Source organism: Acidobacteriota bacterium, from assembly GCA_018001935.1.
Lineage (GTDB): Bacteria > Acidobacteriota > JAAYUB01 > JAAYUB01 > JAAYUB01 > JAGNHB01.
On record JAGNHB010000056.1, the window covers coordinates 1 to 15,270 of the forward strand.

Below are 15,270 nucleotides of genomic sequence, written 5' to 3' on the forward strand. Positions count from 1 at the left end.
ACCTGGGGGCGGTGGGGGACTTCAACGGGGACGGGAAGCCGGACGTGATGTGGCGGAACCGGGTCAGCGGGGCGAACGCGGTGTGGTACCTGGACGGGGTGGCGGTGACGGGCACCGCCCCCTTCGTTGCGGTCGGCACGACCTGGGAACTGTCGGACTAAAGTACGCGCGCCGAGCCGAGGCGCGCGCCCGGCCGAGGGGGAGGCACGACGCCAACGCCGGGCTCGGCTCGCCCGGCGTACGCCAGTACGCGCGCCGAGCCGAGGCGCGCGCCTGGCCAAGGAGACAGGAAGGGATGTTTGCGCCGGGCTCGGCTCGCCCGGCGTATGGCAAGTACGCGCGCCGAGCCGAGGCGCGCGCCTGGCCAAGGGGGAGGCATGATGCCAGCGCCGGGCTCGGCTCGCCCGGCGTACGGCAAGTATGCGCGCCGAGCCGAGGCGCGCGCGTGGGCGGTTCACGATGACCGGGAGTACCGCATCTCCGTGCCTCCGCGCCTCGGTTTCATCCGGTCGCCCTCATACCTGCAAGATGTTCGGCACCCTACGCCTTGTGCCTGCGTGCCTGTGTTTCATTTAAGGCGCATGGGTCGCGTCGGGGTCGCGCCGCTCCGGCGGCCTGCGCGGCGCGGTCAAAGCGGCGCTCCGGCAGCCTGCGCGCCGCACTCCGCAAGGAGGGGAGGAGATCGATGGCTGCGGGCTGCCGTCGCCAGGGGAGGCACCGATCCCAGCTGCGACCGAGTTCCCCGTTGCGACAGCGATTGCGATGGCGACAGCGATTGCGATGGCGACTGCGACTGCGATTGCGATACCGATTCCGATACCGATACCGAAGGAAAGATCTCCGGACCTTCAGCCTAACAGCCTTCAGCCTAACAGCCTTCAGCCTAACAGCCTTCAGCCTAACAGCCTTCAGCCGAATCTCACGGCATCGTCCGGACGAGGCGGAACCCGACGTCTTCGTGCCGCATGTACCGGTTGGTGCTTCCCCGGCTCGACGAACGAACATGCCGGGCGTCGGATTCCCAGCATCCTCCCCGGGTCGTGTGCATGCTGCCGCCGGCCGGCCCCGTGTAATCGACGAGGCTGCCCGACGGATACCACTCGTACCGGTCCCAGACCCACTCGCTCACGTTGCCGGACAGGTCGTACAGGGACCAGGCGTTCGGCAGGAGTTCCCCCACCGGGAAGGGCGTGCCGGCACCGCCGCTGTTCCCCTTGAACCGGACCACCGTCTCCAGGACCAGGTACATCCCGGCAACGGACGACTGGCTGCAATTCCCGGTGGTGTAGCCGGGTTCCGGGACGAAGAAGGGGGTCGTCGTGCCCGCCCGGCAGGCGCACTCCCACTCCCCTTCCGTCGGGAGCCGGTAGCCCGGGGCGTCGAACGCGCAGTGAACGGCGTCGTTGTCGGCGTAGTTCGTGGCGTCGATGGGGACCGCCCGCGAGGCGTCGGTGTAGTAGCACGGGGTCAGCCCCCGCTCGAGGGAGAGGAGGTTGGCGAAGAGGACGGCCTCGTACCAGGTCGCCTCCACCAGCGGGTGATCCGGAGAGGTCGCCACCCCGCAGGGGTCCTCCGGGAGGGAGGGCCGGAGGACGCGCAGGGCCGCCCACATCCCCCGGGTGACCTCCGTTTCCATCATGGCGACGGAGCGGGTCAAGCGGTGGGTGAAGGCGCCCTCGTCCATCCCCTGGCACGGGACCCCGGTGCTCCCCTGGGTGAAGGTCCCGGCGGGGACGCAGCGAAGGTTCCCGGCGATGGGGTCCACCGCGACCGTCGTCCCCCCGGCCGGGGGCAGATCCGTGTCGGTGGCCTCGCCGTTGAAGTAGACGTGGCGGTCCTGGGCGGTGTTGCCCACGATGGTGATGGGGGGCGGGAACGGGGACGCGGCCGAGACCCGGACATGGTCGAAGTCCGTGTATCCGAGCCCGGCCCAGATCTCGGTGGAGAGCCGGACGTACTTCGCCCCGGGGCCCACCGTCACCGTCGTCTCGCCCCGGGCCGTCCCGCCCCGGAAGGCCGTCAGGGTCACCACGAGGGGGTTGCCGCCGGGGTTCATCATCGCAACCCCCGCCCAGGAGAAGTGGGACTGCACCGTGTTGGGCAGCAGGTACTCCAGGGCCCAGGTGGAGCGGAGGAAGAACTCCGAGACGGAGGGGGTGGAGCCGTAGCGGTAGCACACCCTTGGCCGGACCTTCCCGGACGCCGCGGTCACCTCGAAGGTCCCTTCCACGGGCGTCATCAGGACCTCCCCCGGGCCCGGGGCGTAACCGGCGCCCGTGGGGAAGACGAGGACCGCCGCGCCGCGGCCGGGGGCGACGTACTCCTCCTGGTGGACCGGCGTCCCGTCGGCCCCCCGGACGGTCAGGGTGAAGGGGGCCTCGGCATCGCCGTTGTTGTGGACGTGGAGGGTGGTCACCCAGGGGGCCGCCTCGGTGAGGTGGACGCCGTACCAGTGGGTCTGGGCGAGGGGGGCACCGGCAAGACCGAGCAACAGGGCAAACAGGAGTGAAGCGAAGCGAATTAGCCGTTGAGCAGCGTATTTCCTCATGGTGTTGCTCCTTGGGTTACTTCTTCAGGATCAGCAGGCGGTAGTAGGCGTCCCGGCCGTAGCTGGCGCCCGCCGAGCGCACCTGAAGGTAGTAGATGCCCGTGGCGGTGGTCGTCCAGCGGAGGCGCGGGTCGCCGTTCCCGATCGAGGCCACGGCCTCCATCAGGACGTTGTCGGCGCGGTAGAGCCTGAGTTCGGCTTCCAGCGGGGCCCCGAGCGATTCGCTGAGGATGGTGGCCGTCAGGACGTCCCCGGTGGTCAGGGTGAACTGGTAGGTGTCGGTGTCCGACGTGTCGTTGTAGCTGTTGACGGTGCCCATGATCTCCGCCGGGAGGCTCACGAACTGGGAAGCTGCGTAGGTGCCGTTGGGCTCCGTCTCGTGGAGGACCTGGTGTTTCATCTCCCCGTCCGGGAGGCAGGAGAGGGTGGAGAGGACCACCGTGCCCCCCGACCCCGCGGATTGCCGCAGGGCCACCACGGACACGTTGACGTTGCTGGTGAAGCGGACGGTGCCGTGAAAGCGGCCGCTGAACGCGTAGTCGCTGAAGAGTTCCGTCAGGTAGCGGGACTGGTGCGCCCCCCCCGGAAGGAAGAGGCTCTTCGTGGCGCCCACCGATTTGCCGATCCGGTTGTGGAGCGTCACGGTCACGTTGGCGTCGTAGTCGTTGGGGTTGACGACGGCGTAGGCGGTGGTGACGTCGATCCCCGTGAAACTGTCGTCCGCGCTGACGTTGGCCTCGAAGGTGAACTCCGTGGCACAGGCGGACGGCAGCACGCCGACTTCCCAGAGCGGCCTCGCCGGGGAGACGCTGCTGTCCACCGCGGTGTAGCCCGCCGAGACCACCAGCGGGCGGTTGGACTCCACGCGCGCCCACCCGGTCGCCAGGGGAGCGGCCCCCTGGGTGAAGAACACCGCCGTCTCGTGGGGGCCGAGGGTGAAGGTCGTGGAGGACCGCGCCCCGTCGGCGTCGGTGCGGTCGTAGCTCCGCAGGCTTACCGTCCAGGCGGACCCCGAATCCTGGTAGAAGCGCAGGGTCACCGAGGCGTCGTAGCTGCCGGGGTTGTGTACGGAGAAGTGGGTGCTCAGCGTCAGGCTGCCGGAGCGGCCGTCGGCGATCTGCGGGAGGAGGTAGGCCGAGCCGGCCGACACGGTGCCGGCGGCCAGGGCGGCGAGGGTCAGCAGGCAAAGGGTTCGAAGCAGGTTCCGGGTTTTCATGATTCACCTCCAGGTGTAACCCAGCCGGTCCGACCAGCTGTTTTCGGGAGTCTCGGGGCATCCCGCCCCTCCTCCCTTGATTCCAGTCTAACCCTTTGCACAAAAAGCACAATTGCCACAGATCGCACTTTGTATGGGGAAAATCACAGGTGGCGGGCGCGAAAAACCGGGCACCGTCCCGGGGCGTTCGGCGCGGAGGCTGCCGGAGCGCCGCTTTCCCCGCGCCGCGCAGGCCGCCGGAGCGGCGCGGCCCCAAATCGAACCACGCCCCTTCCCGAAGCGATAACAAGGGCGGGAAGGCGCCGGGGGAAGGCGCCGGCCTTCTCGCCGGCCCGCCGCGCCCTGGCAGCCCTGGAGCGGGAAAGGACGAAGGGACCCAAAGGACCAAAAGGACCAAAGGGACGGAAGGAGCCAACGGGCAGGGGCACAAGGGGAAAGCGCGGAAGAAGACATCCGGAGGCGTGCCCGCATTCACCGCAGCCGCGTGTTCGCGGGGATCGTGGTTTGTACCCTTCCCCCCTCAGCCCGCGTGCTCCTCCAGGAAGCGCTCGGCGTCGATGGCGGCCATGCAGCCGGTACCCGCGGCCACGATGGCCTGGCGGTAGGTGGGGTCCTGGGAATCCCCGCAGGCAAAGACGCCCTCCACGCTGGTCTTCGTGGACTTCCCCCGGGTGAGGATGTAGCCCACCTCGTTCATCTCCAGCTGCCCCTTGAAGATGGCGGTGTTGGGCTGGTGGCCGATGGCGATGAAGACACCGTGGCACGGCAGGTCGGACAGCTCCCCCGTTTTCACGTTCTTCAGCCGGAGCCCCGTGACGCCCGATTCCGGCGTCCCCAGGACCTCCTCCACCACCGAGTTCCAGGCGAAGGCCAGCTTCGGGTTCCGGAGCGCCTTTTCCTGCATGATCTTGGAGGCGCGGAGGGCGTCCCGCCGGTGCACCAGCGTGACCTTCGTGCAGAAGCGGGTCAAAAAGACCGCCTCCTCGATGGCGGTGTCGCCGCCGCCCACCACCGCCACTTCCTTGCCGCGGTAAAAGAAACCGTCGCAGGTGGCGCACGCGGACACCCCCTTCCCCATCAGCGCCTTCTCCGAGGGGATCCCCAGGTACTTGGCGGAAGCCCCGGTGGCGATCACCAGGGTCTCGGCGGCGTAGCGGTTGCCGGCGTCGTCCGAGAGAGCGAAGGGGCGGCTCGAGAGGTCCGCGTGAGTGACGGACGCCCCGAGGCACTCCGCCCCGAAGCGCAGGGCCTGACGGCGGAAGAGGTCCATCATGTCGGGGCCCGTGACCCCCTCGGGAAAGCCCGGGTAGTTTTCCACGTCCGTGGTGATGGTCAGTTGCCCGCCCGGCTGGAGCCCCTCGAAAACGAGGGGGGCGAGGTTCGCCCGGGCGGCGTAGATGGCGGCGGTGAGGCCCGCGGGGCCCGTCCCGACGATGGCGACCTTGCAGTTCCGGATGTCGGTCATGATTGCTCCTCCCCTGAAAAATCAAAACGGATAGATGCCCGGCCCCTGAAAAAGAATCGGAAGCGAAGGGCCGGCATGGAAATCGCTTTCAAAGGCGGTCCCGGACCCGGCGACGGCATCGGTTTCGACGCCGAAGACCCCGGGGAACTTCCGTTCAGGCGATCAAAAGAACCATGAAAAGCGCGAAATGGCAAGCGGATTTTCTCGCTCGGTTTCATCCCGGCGCCTTCATGCCTGCGAGAAGTTCGGTGCCCTCCGACCTGTGCCTGCGCGCCTGCGTTTCATTTGTGGCGCATGGGTCGCATCGGGGTCGCGCCGCTCCGGCGGCCTGCGCGGCGCGGTCAAAGCGGCGCTCCGGCAGCCTGCGCGCCGCACTCCGCAAGGAACTGAGGAGATCGGGGGTTGCGGGCTGCCGTCGCAAGGGGGGCCGCCGATCCCGGCTGCGACAGCGGCTGCGGCTGCGATTGCGACTGCGATTGCGATTGCGATTGCGATTGCGATACCGATACCGATACCGAGGGGAACCCCTCCGGACCTGCAGCCTACAGCCCAACCTGGATAAACCGGAGAGAAAACACGGATGGACACGGATGGACACGGATCATTCGAACGCTCCAGAAAAAAAACTGGCGGTCTTTACCTCTCGCAAAGGCGCAAAGACGCAAAGCCTCGCAAAGCCGGAACCGGAAAAGGGGGATTCCTTTGCGAGGCTTTGCGTCCTGGCGTCTTTGCGAGAGACCGGATACGTCGATTCCGGACCCGGAATGGCACAAACGGGGCCTTTTAGCCCCGGGGCATGCCGGACGACGCTGCCGGGATTCCCTCCTCCGTCCCCGCATCGGGTTTCCCCGCTCTGAAAGCGGTGGGAGCCCACCGACGATTTCAAATCTTGCTCATTTTGCCAAAGATCTTACTTCGTAGGGACTACAGCCCAACCCGGATAAACCGGAAAAAAACCACGGATGGACACGGATAAGCACGGATAAAACGGAAACGGAATAACCGCGGAAGGATTTGAACCACTGAGTACGCAGGAAAACCAGAAAAGGGGAAACAGGAACGCTGCGTGTGGAGTTGGGGGGCGGCATCCCCGGGTGAGGCCTTCCGGTCCGGGGAGGACAGGCCGGAAACAACCCGCCTTCCCTGCACCCTTTCAGGGTGCGTTTGATCCCCCCGCAGACGCCGGGGAGCCCAAGCCGGAGCGCGAAAAGGTGATGGGCGTCCGCGGCGCCGCCCCGGGGTCAAGACGTGGCAGCGCAGGGGCAACCCGCCCCGAAGGCGGCGGGAGCAAAACCGCTCTTTCCAATTGTTGCTCAATTTGACAAAGACTATACTCTGAAGGCACTACAGCCTATAGCCTGACAGCCTTCAGCCTAACAGCCTTCAGCCTAACAGCCTTCAGCCTAACAGCCTTCAGCCTAACAGCCTTCAGCCTTCAGCCTAACAGCCTTCCGCCTCCTTTCACTCCTTGCCATTCCCCCCCCCTTTGTGAGATAGTTCACACGGTTGCCCCCTGGGAGGGAGACGGGCGCAACTTCCGCTGCTTTCTCCCGTAACATGCTTTTTGGAGATGCCGATGGAATCCATGACGGGATACGGTACGGCCACCCTGTCCGGCGAGGGCGCCGAGATCAGCGTCCAGGTGAAATCCGTCAACTCGCGTTACCTTGACCTCATCGTGAAGAGCCCGGGGCTGCCGCCCCGGCTGGAGTCCTCCATCCGGGAGCGGATCCGCTCCGCCGTGGCCCGGGGCCGGGTGGAGTTTTACCTGGACGTTCGCTGGTCCGGGGTGGTGGACCCGTCCGTGAACGAAAGCACCATCCGCCGGTGGAAGGACCTCCTGGACAAGGTGCACCAGAACCTGGGCTTCCCCGACCCCGTTCACCTCCGGGACATCATCCGTCTCCCGGGGGTCATCGAAGCCACCGTGGGAGGAGAGACGCTCTGGGAGCGGATCCGTGAACCGGTTTTGGAAACGGTGGACCGCGCGCTCGGCGCCCTCAAGGCGATGCGGGCCGCGGAAGGAGAGAACCTCCGCGCCGTGCTCGAGGAGAGAGCGGCCCTCATGCGTGCCGCCCTGGACCGGATCGCCGCCTTCCGGGAGGAGGCCAGGGCCCGGAGCCTGGAACGGATGCGGACCCGTATCCGGGAGATCCTGACCGACTCGCGGCTGGACGAGGACCGGTTGCTCCAGGAGGCCGCCTGGTGGGCCAACCGCACGGAGATCGCCGAGGAGATCGACCGCTTCCGCTCCCACCTGTCCCAGTTCCTCCAGGCCCTGGGCGACGGTTCGGGGGTGGGCAAGCGCCTCGACTTCATCGTCCAGGAGATGAACCGGGAGATCAACACCATCCTCTCCAAGGCCGAGATGACCGAGATCAGCCGGGAGGGGATCACCGTGAAGGCCGAACTGGAAAAGATCCGGGAGCAGGTCCAGAACATCGACTGAGCACAGGGCCGCCCCGGGGAGGACGTCGACGATGAGACCGCACGCCACCGAACCCGGCCGCGGGCTGCCCCGCCGGGCCCTTCTCGCCGCTGCACTGCTGCTGACGGCCCTCCCCGGTTTCGCCGCCGCCGGCGACTGGGGGCGCCTCGTCGTCATCCGGCTGAAGGAGAATCGCGTCGCCGGCCTGGGCGCCACCCTCTTCTTCCCCGTCAATCTTCTGCAGTACGGACTGAAAACCGCTCAACTGACCCGCCTGCACAACGGGGTCCTCGACCTGAACACGGGCGGCGTCGACCTCGACCTGAAGGCCGCGTGGTCCCAGATCCGGCACGCCGGCAACATCGGCCCCATCCCCTTCGAAAACAAGGGGATGAAGTACACGGTCGCGATTCGGGCCGACCGCCTGGTGGTGTCGGTGACCCCCCGGGACAAGCCCGATCACACCCTCACCCTCCAGATCGCCCTCCGCTTCATCGACGCGGCCCTGGCGGCGGGGGGCAACAAGATCGACCTGTACCAGCTCATCCAGGCGACCAAGGACTACCCCCCCGGGTTCGTCTTCGACGTCCGGCACCGGGACTTCCAGATCGAGGTCGTCACCACCGAGCTGGGGCTCGGTTTCTGAAGGATGCGCCGCTTGAACGGCCCCCCCCGAAACCCCGGTCGCCGGTCACGCCCGAGCCGTCCCGCGGCCCCGCCGGTCAGGGTTCGCCTCCTGTTTCTCGCCCTGGCGCTCGCCCTCCCGTGCGCGGCCCCCCGGGCGGCGGACGACGTGCCCACCTACGAGGCGCGGCGGGTGGACAGGCCGCCCCGGATCGACGGCGACCTCTCGGACCCCGCCTGGGAGGAGGCCGCGCCGGCCTTCCGCCTTTATCAGCAGGAACCGGACCCCGGCCAGGAAGCCACCGAAGCCACCGAGGTCCGCGTCCTCCGGGACCGGGACAACCTCTACTTCGGGATCCTCTGCCGCGACCGGGAGCCCGGCCAGGTGAAGGCCTCCACCAAGGCCCGGGAAGGCGAACTCTGGACCGACGACCACATCCGCATCCTCCTGGACACCTTCCTCGATCGACGGAACGCCTACGTCTTCGAAATCAACCCCGCGGGGGCGATCCGGGACGGCCTCGCGAAAGGCGACTACTCGGACTACTCCTGGGACGGCATCTGGGAAGGCCGGTCCCGCCGGACGGCCGAGGGGTGGTCCGTCGAGATCGCCATCCCCACGCGCACCATCACCTTCAAGCCCGGGCTGAACACCTGGGGCTTCAACGTGGAGCGGCAGATCATCCGAAAGCACGAGACGGACCGCTGGGCGAGCCCCCGCCGGGACGCCAATTTCTCCACCCCCGCCCTGGCGGGGCTCCTCACCGGCATCGACGGCCTCGACCAGGGGAAGGGCCTCTCCGTCCGCCCCTACGCGGCCCTCCACAGCACCCGGGACATCACCGCCGGCACGCCCCGCGACAACCGCTTCGACGCCGGCTTCGACGTCTACAAGAGCCTGACCGGCAACCTCAACGCGGTCTTCACCTACAACACGGACTTCGCCGAGACGGAGGTCGACGCCCGCCAGATCAACATCACCCGCTTCCCCCTCTTCCTCCCGGAGAAACGCAGTTTCTTCCTGGAGGGCGCCACCATCTTCGACTTCGGCGTCGGCCTCGGATCGTCCTTCATCCCCTTTTTCAGCCGTCGGATCGGCCTGGTGAGCGGGGAACAGGTCCCCATCCTGGCGGGGGGCAAACTCTGGGGGCGCCTGGGAAGCACCAACCTGGGGGTCCTCGACGTCGGGACCAAGGCCGTCGACGACCTGGGGCTCCCCCGGCAAAACCTTTTCGTCGCCCGGGTCAAGCAGAACGTTTTCGAGGAGAGCTACATCGGCGCCATCGTCACCGACGGCGACCCGGACGGGACAAACCCCAACTCTCTCTTCGGGGTGGATTTCGTCTACCAGACCAGCCGGTTCCGCGGCGACAAGAACTTCATCGCCGGCGGGTGGGCCGTCTACTCCCGCAACGCCTCCGGGCGGGACCGGCCGTACGGGTGGGGTTTCCAGGTGGACTACCCCAACGACCGCATCGACACGTCCCTGACCTACAAGGTCTTCGGCGAGGGCCTCGACCCCGCGCTGGGCTTTCTTCCGCGCCCGGGCATCCGGAACCTCACCTACGGGTTCGATTACAAGCCGCGCCCGCAGCGCTGGGGCCTCCGCCGGCTCAGCTTCGAAGCCTACGCCAACCTGGTCTGGCAGTCCGAAGGCCGGCTCGAGAGCCGCAGCATCTGGTTGTCTCCCTTCGGGGTCACCTTCGATTCGGGCGACTATGTCGAGGTGGGCTACAACTCCTACTACGAGTACCTCGAAGAACCCTTCGAGATCGCGGAAAACGTCACCATCCCGGCCGGGGTCTACCGCTTCGACCGGGTGAGCGGCGGGTTCTCAACCGGCAGCCAGCGCTGGTGGCAGCTGTCGTCCTGGGTGGTGCTGGGCACCTTCTACAACGGCCGTCTGAGCCAGTACGAGGGCACTTTCGCCTTCCACCCGAACGCCGCCCTGAACACGAGTCTCGGGTACGAGTACGTGGAGGGCCGGCTGGCCACGGGCCATTTCATCCAGCGCCTGCTCCAGTGGAAGCTCGCCTACGCGTGGTCACCCGACCTGAACTTCAACGTCTACCTCCAGTACGACAACGTCAGCCAGAACGTGGGGGTCAACGCCCGCCTCCGGTGGACGGTGAAGCCGGGGACCGACCTCTTCGTGGTCTGGAACCACGGGTGGAACAACCTCCCGAGCCCCGGCAACCCGGGCGACCGGTACTTCGTGCCCGCCTACGACCAGGTCGCGGTGAAGTTTCAGTATACGTGGAGGCCGTAAAAGGCTGTAGGGATTAGGCTGTAGGGGTTTAGGCTGTAGGCTGTAGGTCGGAGGGGTTGCCCTCGGTATCGGTATCGGTATCGGTATCGGTATCGCAATCGCAGTCGCAATCGCAATTGCAGTCGCAGCCGTGGAGTACGGCGCAAAGGCTTCCAGAGCGCCGCTTTCCCCGCGCCGTGCAGTCCGCGGAGCGGCGCGCGTACGGGTACGCCGGGCGAGCCGAGCCCGGCGCTTGCGCTCCTCTACCCTTCCCCCATCGCTACGGCGCGCGTACTTCACACCCCGCCGGCGAAGATCACGTGGTTCCAGGTAACCCAGGACGGGTCCACCGTCCCGGGGGACATGTCGCCGAGGTAGCCAAGCTCGGTGACGAACCAGATCGACATCGCCCCCGTGGACGTCTGCCGCCAGAACACGTCGCTCTTGCCGTCCCCGTCGAAGTCGCCGATCCCCTTCACCTGCCAGTCGGTGGAGGCGATCCCCCCCACGAAGGCCGTGCCCTTGAGGCCCGTCTCGTCGATGAACCACAGGGAAAGCGTCCCGGACGTGTCGTTCCGCCAGAAGATGTCCGCCTTCCGGTCCCCGTCCGCGTCCCCCAGGCCCACGATCACCCAGGAGGGGTCCACCGTGCCCGGGGACATGTTGCCCACGTAGCCCGCCTCCGTGACGAACCAGATGGACATCGTCCCCGTGGACACCTGCCGCCAGAGGATGTCGGCCTTGCCGTCGCCGTCGAAGTCGCCCACGCCCTGCACCTTCCAGTCGGTGCTCCCGATGCCGCCGACGAAGCCGGTCCCCTTGAGGCCGTTCTCGTCGAGGTACCACAGGGACAGGGTGCCCGTGGTGTCGTTGCGCCAGAAGATGTCCGCCTTCCGGTCGCCGTCGGCGTCGGCCAGTCCCACGATCTTCCAGGAGACGTCCACGGATCCCGGGGACATGGAGCCCAGGTAACCCTGCGCGCCGGCGAACCACACGGACATGTCGCCGTTCACCATGTTCCGCCAGAGAATGTCCTTCTGGCCGTCCCCGTTGATGTCGCCCACCCCGGCGATCTGCCAGTCGGTGGAGCCGATGCCGCCCAGGAAGAGGTTCCCCGTCACCCCCGTCGCACTCATCGTCCAGGCCGAGAGCATCCCGGAGGCGTCGTGGCGCCACAGGATGTCGGTCACCGCGTCCGCGTCGAAGTCCACCGCGGCGGTGACCGGGTGGAAGATGCCGAACTTGAAGGACGGCTTCCCGCCGGCCTGGGTGAAGGTCCCCCCGGCGTAGACGGTGTCGTTGCCCGCCAGGATGCCGCGGACGGAGTTGTTGGTGCCGCTGCCCAGGTTCGTCCAGGAGGTGCCGTCCCACCGGGCGATGAAGTTGGCCGTCGCACCGTCCGCGGTGGTGAACAAGCCCCCGGCGTAGAGGTACTGCCCATCCACCGTCAGCGTGTTCACGTCATTGTTCAGGCCGCCGCCGAGCGCCGACCAGGTCGTCCCGTTCCAACGGGCGACGTGCGAGGCGGGGGAACCGCCGGCCATGGTGAAATGGCCCCCCGCGTAGAGGTAGGTCCCGTCCGTGGCCAGGGCGTTGACCGTACTGTCCATCCCGGTACCCAGTGCCGACCAGGAGGCGCCGTTCCACCGGGCGATCCGGTTCACGGTGGTGCCGCTCGCCGTGGTGAAGGAACCGCCGACGTAGAGATCGGGCCCCATGACCGCCAGGGCGTAGACGGAACTGCTGACCCCGCTCATCAGGGCCGACCAGGCCGTCCCGTTCCACTTGGCGATCCGGTTCACCACCGTGCCCCCGGCCTGGGTGAATGCCCCACCGGCCCAGACCGTGCTGCCGTTGGCGAGGATGGCGCGGCAATTGCCGCTCAACCCTGACCCCAGGGGCGACCAGGTGGTCCCATCCCACCGGGCGATATAGTTGGCCGCCACCCCGCCGGCCTCGGTGAAGTATCCCCCAGCGTAAAGGTTGGAACCGTAGGAGGAAAGGCACATGACCAGTTCGTCCGTGTTCCCGCATGGGGCGTCCCACCCGGTCCCGGTCCACCGGGCCAGGTGCAGCGCCTCCACGCCCCCCGCCTGGGTGAAGAGTCCCCCGGCGTAGACCTGGCCTTCATGGGATGCGAGTGCGTAGATGTAGCTGTTCAGCCCGAGGCCGTCGAAGGTCCCCAGGGGTTCCCAGGCCCCTGTCCGGTACCGGGCGACGTAGTCCACGGGTACCCCGCCAGCCCGCGAAAAGCCTCCCCCAACGTAAACATCAGTTCCATAAAACGTTATCGACTCGACGAAATAATTGGTCCCGGTCCCCATCGCGTTCCAGTTCGTCCCGTCCCAATAGGCGACGTGGTTGACCGGCACTCCCCCGGCCGTGTGGAAATAACCGCCGGCATAGAGGTTGCCGCCGATCCACCGAATCACCCATACTTCCTTGTCCGTACCGGTCCCGAGAGCGACCCAACCCACCGCGGGGTCCCATTTGGCCACGTGGTTCACCGTACCGCCGCTGGCGAGAGTGAAATAGCCGCCGGCATACAGGTTGGTCCCGTCTGTCGCCAGCGTTTCCACCCCGTCATTCATCCCGCTACCCACGGCCGCCCAGTTCGTCCCGTCCCAGACGGCGACACAGTCCGCCGTGGTCCCGCCGGCCTGGGTGAAGTAACCGCCGGCGTACAAGTCGCTGCCGATCACGACCATGGACAGAACCATCTGGTCACAGCCGGACCCCAGCGCGGACCAGGCCATGCCATCCCAGCAGGCGATGTTGTTTGCCGTTGAGCCGTCGGCCGTCGTGAACTGCCCCCCGGCGTAGAGGCAGGTCCCGTCGGACGTCAGACAGAAGACCGCATTGTTCATGCCGGTCCCGAGCGCCGACCATTCCGTGTCGTCCCACTTGGCGACATAGTTTGCCGACACGCCACCGGCGGTGGTGAAGTAGCCACCCACGTACATGTCGGTGTCTTTGAAGATGATGGTTTCAACCGCGCTGTTCAGCCCAGTGCCGAATGGGGCCCAGGTCGTCCCGTTCCAGTAAGCGAGGTAGTTCGCCTGGACGTCCCCGATCCGGGTGAACGCCCCGCCCACCACCAGGTTGCCTCTCGGGTCGAAAGTCGTCACGTAGACCGGGCCATCGAACCCGGTCCAGAAGAACCGGCCGTCCCACCGCTCGTCGCCGGGGGTGGCCGCCAGGACCGCGTCCAACCCGGAGCCCGCATCGCGAAGGTCGCGATGGAAGCCCGGGGATGCCGCCCCGGGCGAAAACCCGGCCCGGGGCCGCCGGTGGGAAAGAGCTCGCGGGGCCCCATCCAGGGTATCCTCGCCGGACAGACTCATCGCCCCGGTGGCCACAGGGTTCGCGGGTCTCGGCTGCGGCAGCCAGTCCGAGGCAATAGCCGCGGTCAGGAAGAAGCAGAGGGCCAGGGCCAGGATACAGGGAACCCGCGTCGTGTTCATCGTGCCTCCTTGCTGTGATCGCTGTTACCGGAAGAGTTCTCAGCGCGATTCTTGCCACCGGGAAGGAATGTTTAAACTGGTCATAGTATACAATCCTGTACCCGATTTTGTCAAGGCGCCGCTTCTCAGGGGTGTCAGGCGCGGGAGGCCCGGCGGGCGAAGGCGTAGAGACGGGCGAGGACGTGGTGAAGAGGGCGACGGAGGAAGGCTTTCAGGGGGTCCAGGATGGGAGCGACGGCCAGGTGGTCTGCAGGCGGAACGTGTTCCTCGAGGAAGGCGGCCACCCGCCGCTGCTCGCGGACCGGCAAGGCCGTCAGGGAGAGGGGCATGGGGCCGAAGGCGTACTGGAGGAGGGGGTGGAGTTCCCGCTCCCGGGCGAAGCGGAGAAAGGCGGGGATTTCCGCCCAGTTGGCCTTCTGGACGCACATGGAGACCATCAGGGTGAACCCGTCGCCGGCGGCCGCCCGGCGGTCGCGGTAGGCGATGAAGGCGTCGAGGCACCCGAGTGTCCGCTCCAGCGACCCGCCGCGCCGGATGGCGGCGTAGGTGGCCGGCTCGACGGCATCCAGGCTGACCTGCAGCCAGCGGATCCGCACCTTGTCCAGGGCGTCGGTGAGGCGGGGGGAGAACGCGTAGGCCGCGTTCGTGGAGAAGGCCCAGGTGCAGCCGGGGCTGACCGCCGCGACCGCGTCGATCAGCCGGAAGGTGTCGTCCTGGATGAAGGGCTCCCCCCCGAGGACGTCCATCTCCATCACCGCCGGGAAGAGCGCCTGGGGGCCTTCCACCCAGAACCACGACCCGTCCCAGGCGCCGCTGGGCTGCTTCCAGACCCGGCACATCCGGCACTTCAGCGAACACCGGCCGTTCAGGCGCAGGTCGTAGCGGAGCGGGGGCCGTTCCTGGACCTCGGTGAGGGCGACCTTGTCCAGCAGCTGTTCGAAAAGGCGGTGGCAACCCACCTCCCGCATCCGGCGGCGGCAGGTCCGGGGCTCGCCCGCCAGGAACTCGCGCCGGATCGCCCGCAGCCGGGGGGAGTTCCAGGCCTCCTCCAGGGAGTGCGTCCGGGCATTGCCCAGCTTCACCCGCTCGAGCCAGCAGCAGGGGGAGATGTTCCCCGTCGGTTGCAGCTCCAGCTGGGCGAAGGGCACGGGGCAGAAGGAACCCTCCGCCCCCGCCGGCACCTTTCCCCGCAAACACGCTCGGCTCATCGTTCTTGCTTGTCAGCCCGATTTCTCAAATTACTGATCATTCGGAACATGGAACCCCGCTGGGGTTCC

At 67.3% G+C, this 15,270-nt stretch carries 9 protein-coding genes; 4 read left to right on the plus strand and 5 right to left on the minus strand.

From position 1 onward, the window contains the following. On the plus strand, positions 1-161 hold a 161-nt coding region (locus tag KA419_17040; GenBank protein ID MBP7867639.1), incomplete at its 5' end, for an FG-GAP repeat protein. 758 nt (positions 162-919) lie between these two features. Here the strand turns inward: KA419_17040 and KA419_17045 are convergent. The 3 genes from KA419_17045 to trxB all read right to left on the minus strand — a co-directional run bounded on the left by KA419_17045 (position 920) and on the right by trxB (position 5,229). Beyond that, positions 920-2,548, minus strand: coding sequence for a formylglycine-generating enzyme family protein (locus tag KA419_17045; protein MBP7867640.1), 1,629 nt, complete (start codon positions 2,546-2,548; stop codon positions 920-922). A 16-nt stretch (positions 2,549-2,564) separates the two neighbouring features. Then, entirely contained in the window at positions 2,565-3,764 is a 1,200-nt protein-coding gene (locus KA419_17050; GenBank protein ID MBP7867641.1) for a PPC domain-containing protein, read from the minus strand. Positions 3,765-4,284: 520 nt separating this feature from the next. Then, positions 4,285-5,229: a thioredoxin-disulfide reductase gene (gene trxB, locus KA419_17055; protein ID MBP7867642.1), complete on the minus strand. Its 945-nt coding sequence runs from the start codon at positions 5,227-5,229 to the stop codon at positions 4,285-4,287. A gap of 1,576 nt (positions 5,230-6,805) precedes the next feature. On the opposite strand from trxB, the gene KA419_17060 reads away from it, so the two are divergent. Genes KA419_17060 through KA419_17070 form a run of 3 tightly spaced genes read left to right on the plus strand, consistent with a single transcriptional unit; the run spans position 6,806 to position 10,550 of the window. Then, on the plus strand, positions 6,806-7,678 hold the full coding sequence (locus tag KA419_17060) for a YicC family protein (GenBank protein ID MBP7867643.1): 873 nt from the start codon (positions 6,806-6,808) through the stop codon (positions 7,676-7,678). Positions 7,679-7,709: 31 nt separating this feature from the next. Then, complete coding sequence (locus KA419_17065; protein ID MBP7867644.1) at positions 7,710-8,303, plus strand: hypothetical protein; 594 nt, start codon at positions 7,710-7,712, stop codon at positions 8,301-8,303. 12 nt (positions 8,304-8,315) lie between these two features. Further along, a complete protein-coding gene (locus KA419_17070; protein ID MBP7867645.1) occupies positions 8,316-10,550 on the plus strand; it encodes a carbohydrate binding family 9 domain-containing protein in 2,235 nt (744 codons plus the stop codon). Positions 10,551-10,825: 275 nt separating this feature from the next. On the opposite strand, the gene KA419_17075 is transcribed toward KA419_17070, so the two are convergent. Next, positions 10,826-13,993 (minus strand): VCBS repeat-containing protein, encoded by a 3,168-nt coding sequence (locus KA419_17075; GenBank protein MBP7867646.1) that lies wholly within the window; start codon positions 13,991-13,993, stop codon positions 10,826-10,828. Between the two features lie 134 nt (positions 13,994-14,127). Continuing rightward, on the minus strand, positions 14,128-15,201 hold the full coding sequence (locus tag KA419_17080) for an SPASM domain-containing protein (protein ID MBP7867647.1): 1,074 nt from the start codon (positions 15,199-15,201) through the stop codon (positions 14,128-14,130). Positions 15,202-15,270 lie beyond the last annotated feature (69 nt).

Bases quoted from the DNA above. Each gene is read 5' to 3' on its own strand.
- KA419_17060 (MBP7867643.1), top strand. From the start codon at position 6,806: ATGGAATCCATGACGGGATACGGTACGGCCACCCTGTCCGGCGAGGGC.
- KA419_17045 (MBP7867640.1), bottom strand. From the start codon at position 2,548: ATGAGGAAATACGCTGCTCAACGGCTAATTCGCTTCGCTTCACTCCTG.
- KA419_17065 (MBP7867644.1), top strand. From the start codon at position 7,710: ATGAGACCGCACGCCACCGAACCCGGCCGCGGGCTGCCCCGCCGGGCC.
- trxB (MBP7867642.1), bottom strand. From the start codon at position 5,229: ATGACCGACATCCGGAACTGCAAGGTCGCCATCGTCGGGACGGGCCCC.
- KA419_17080 (MBP7867647.1), bottom strand. From the start codon at position 15,201: ATGAGCCGAGCGTGTTTGCGGGGAAAGGTGCCGGCGGGGGCGGAGGGT.
- KA419_17050 (MBP7867641.1), bottom strand. From the start codon at position 3,764: ATGAAAACCCGGAACCTGCTTCGAACCCTTTGCCTGCTGACCCTCGCC.
- KA419_17075 (MBP7867646.1), bottom strand. From the start codon at position 13,993: ATGAACACGACGCGGGTTCCCTGTATCCTGGCCCTGGCCCTCTGCTTC.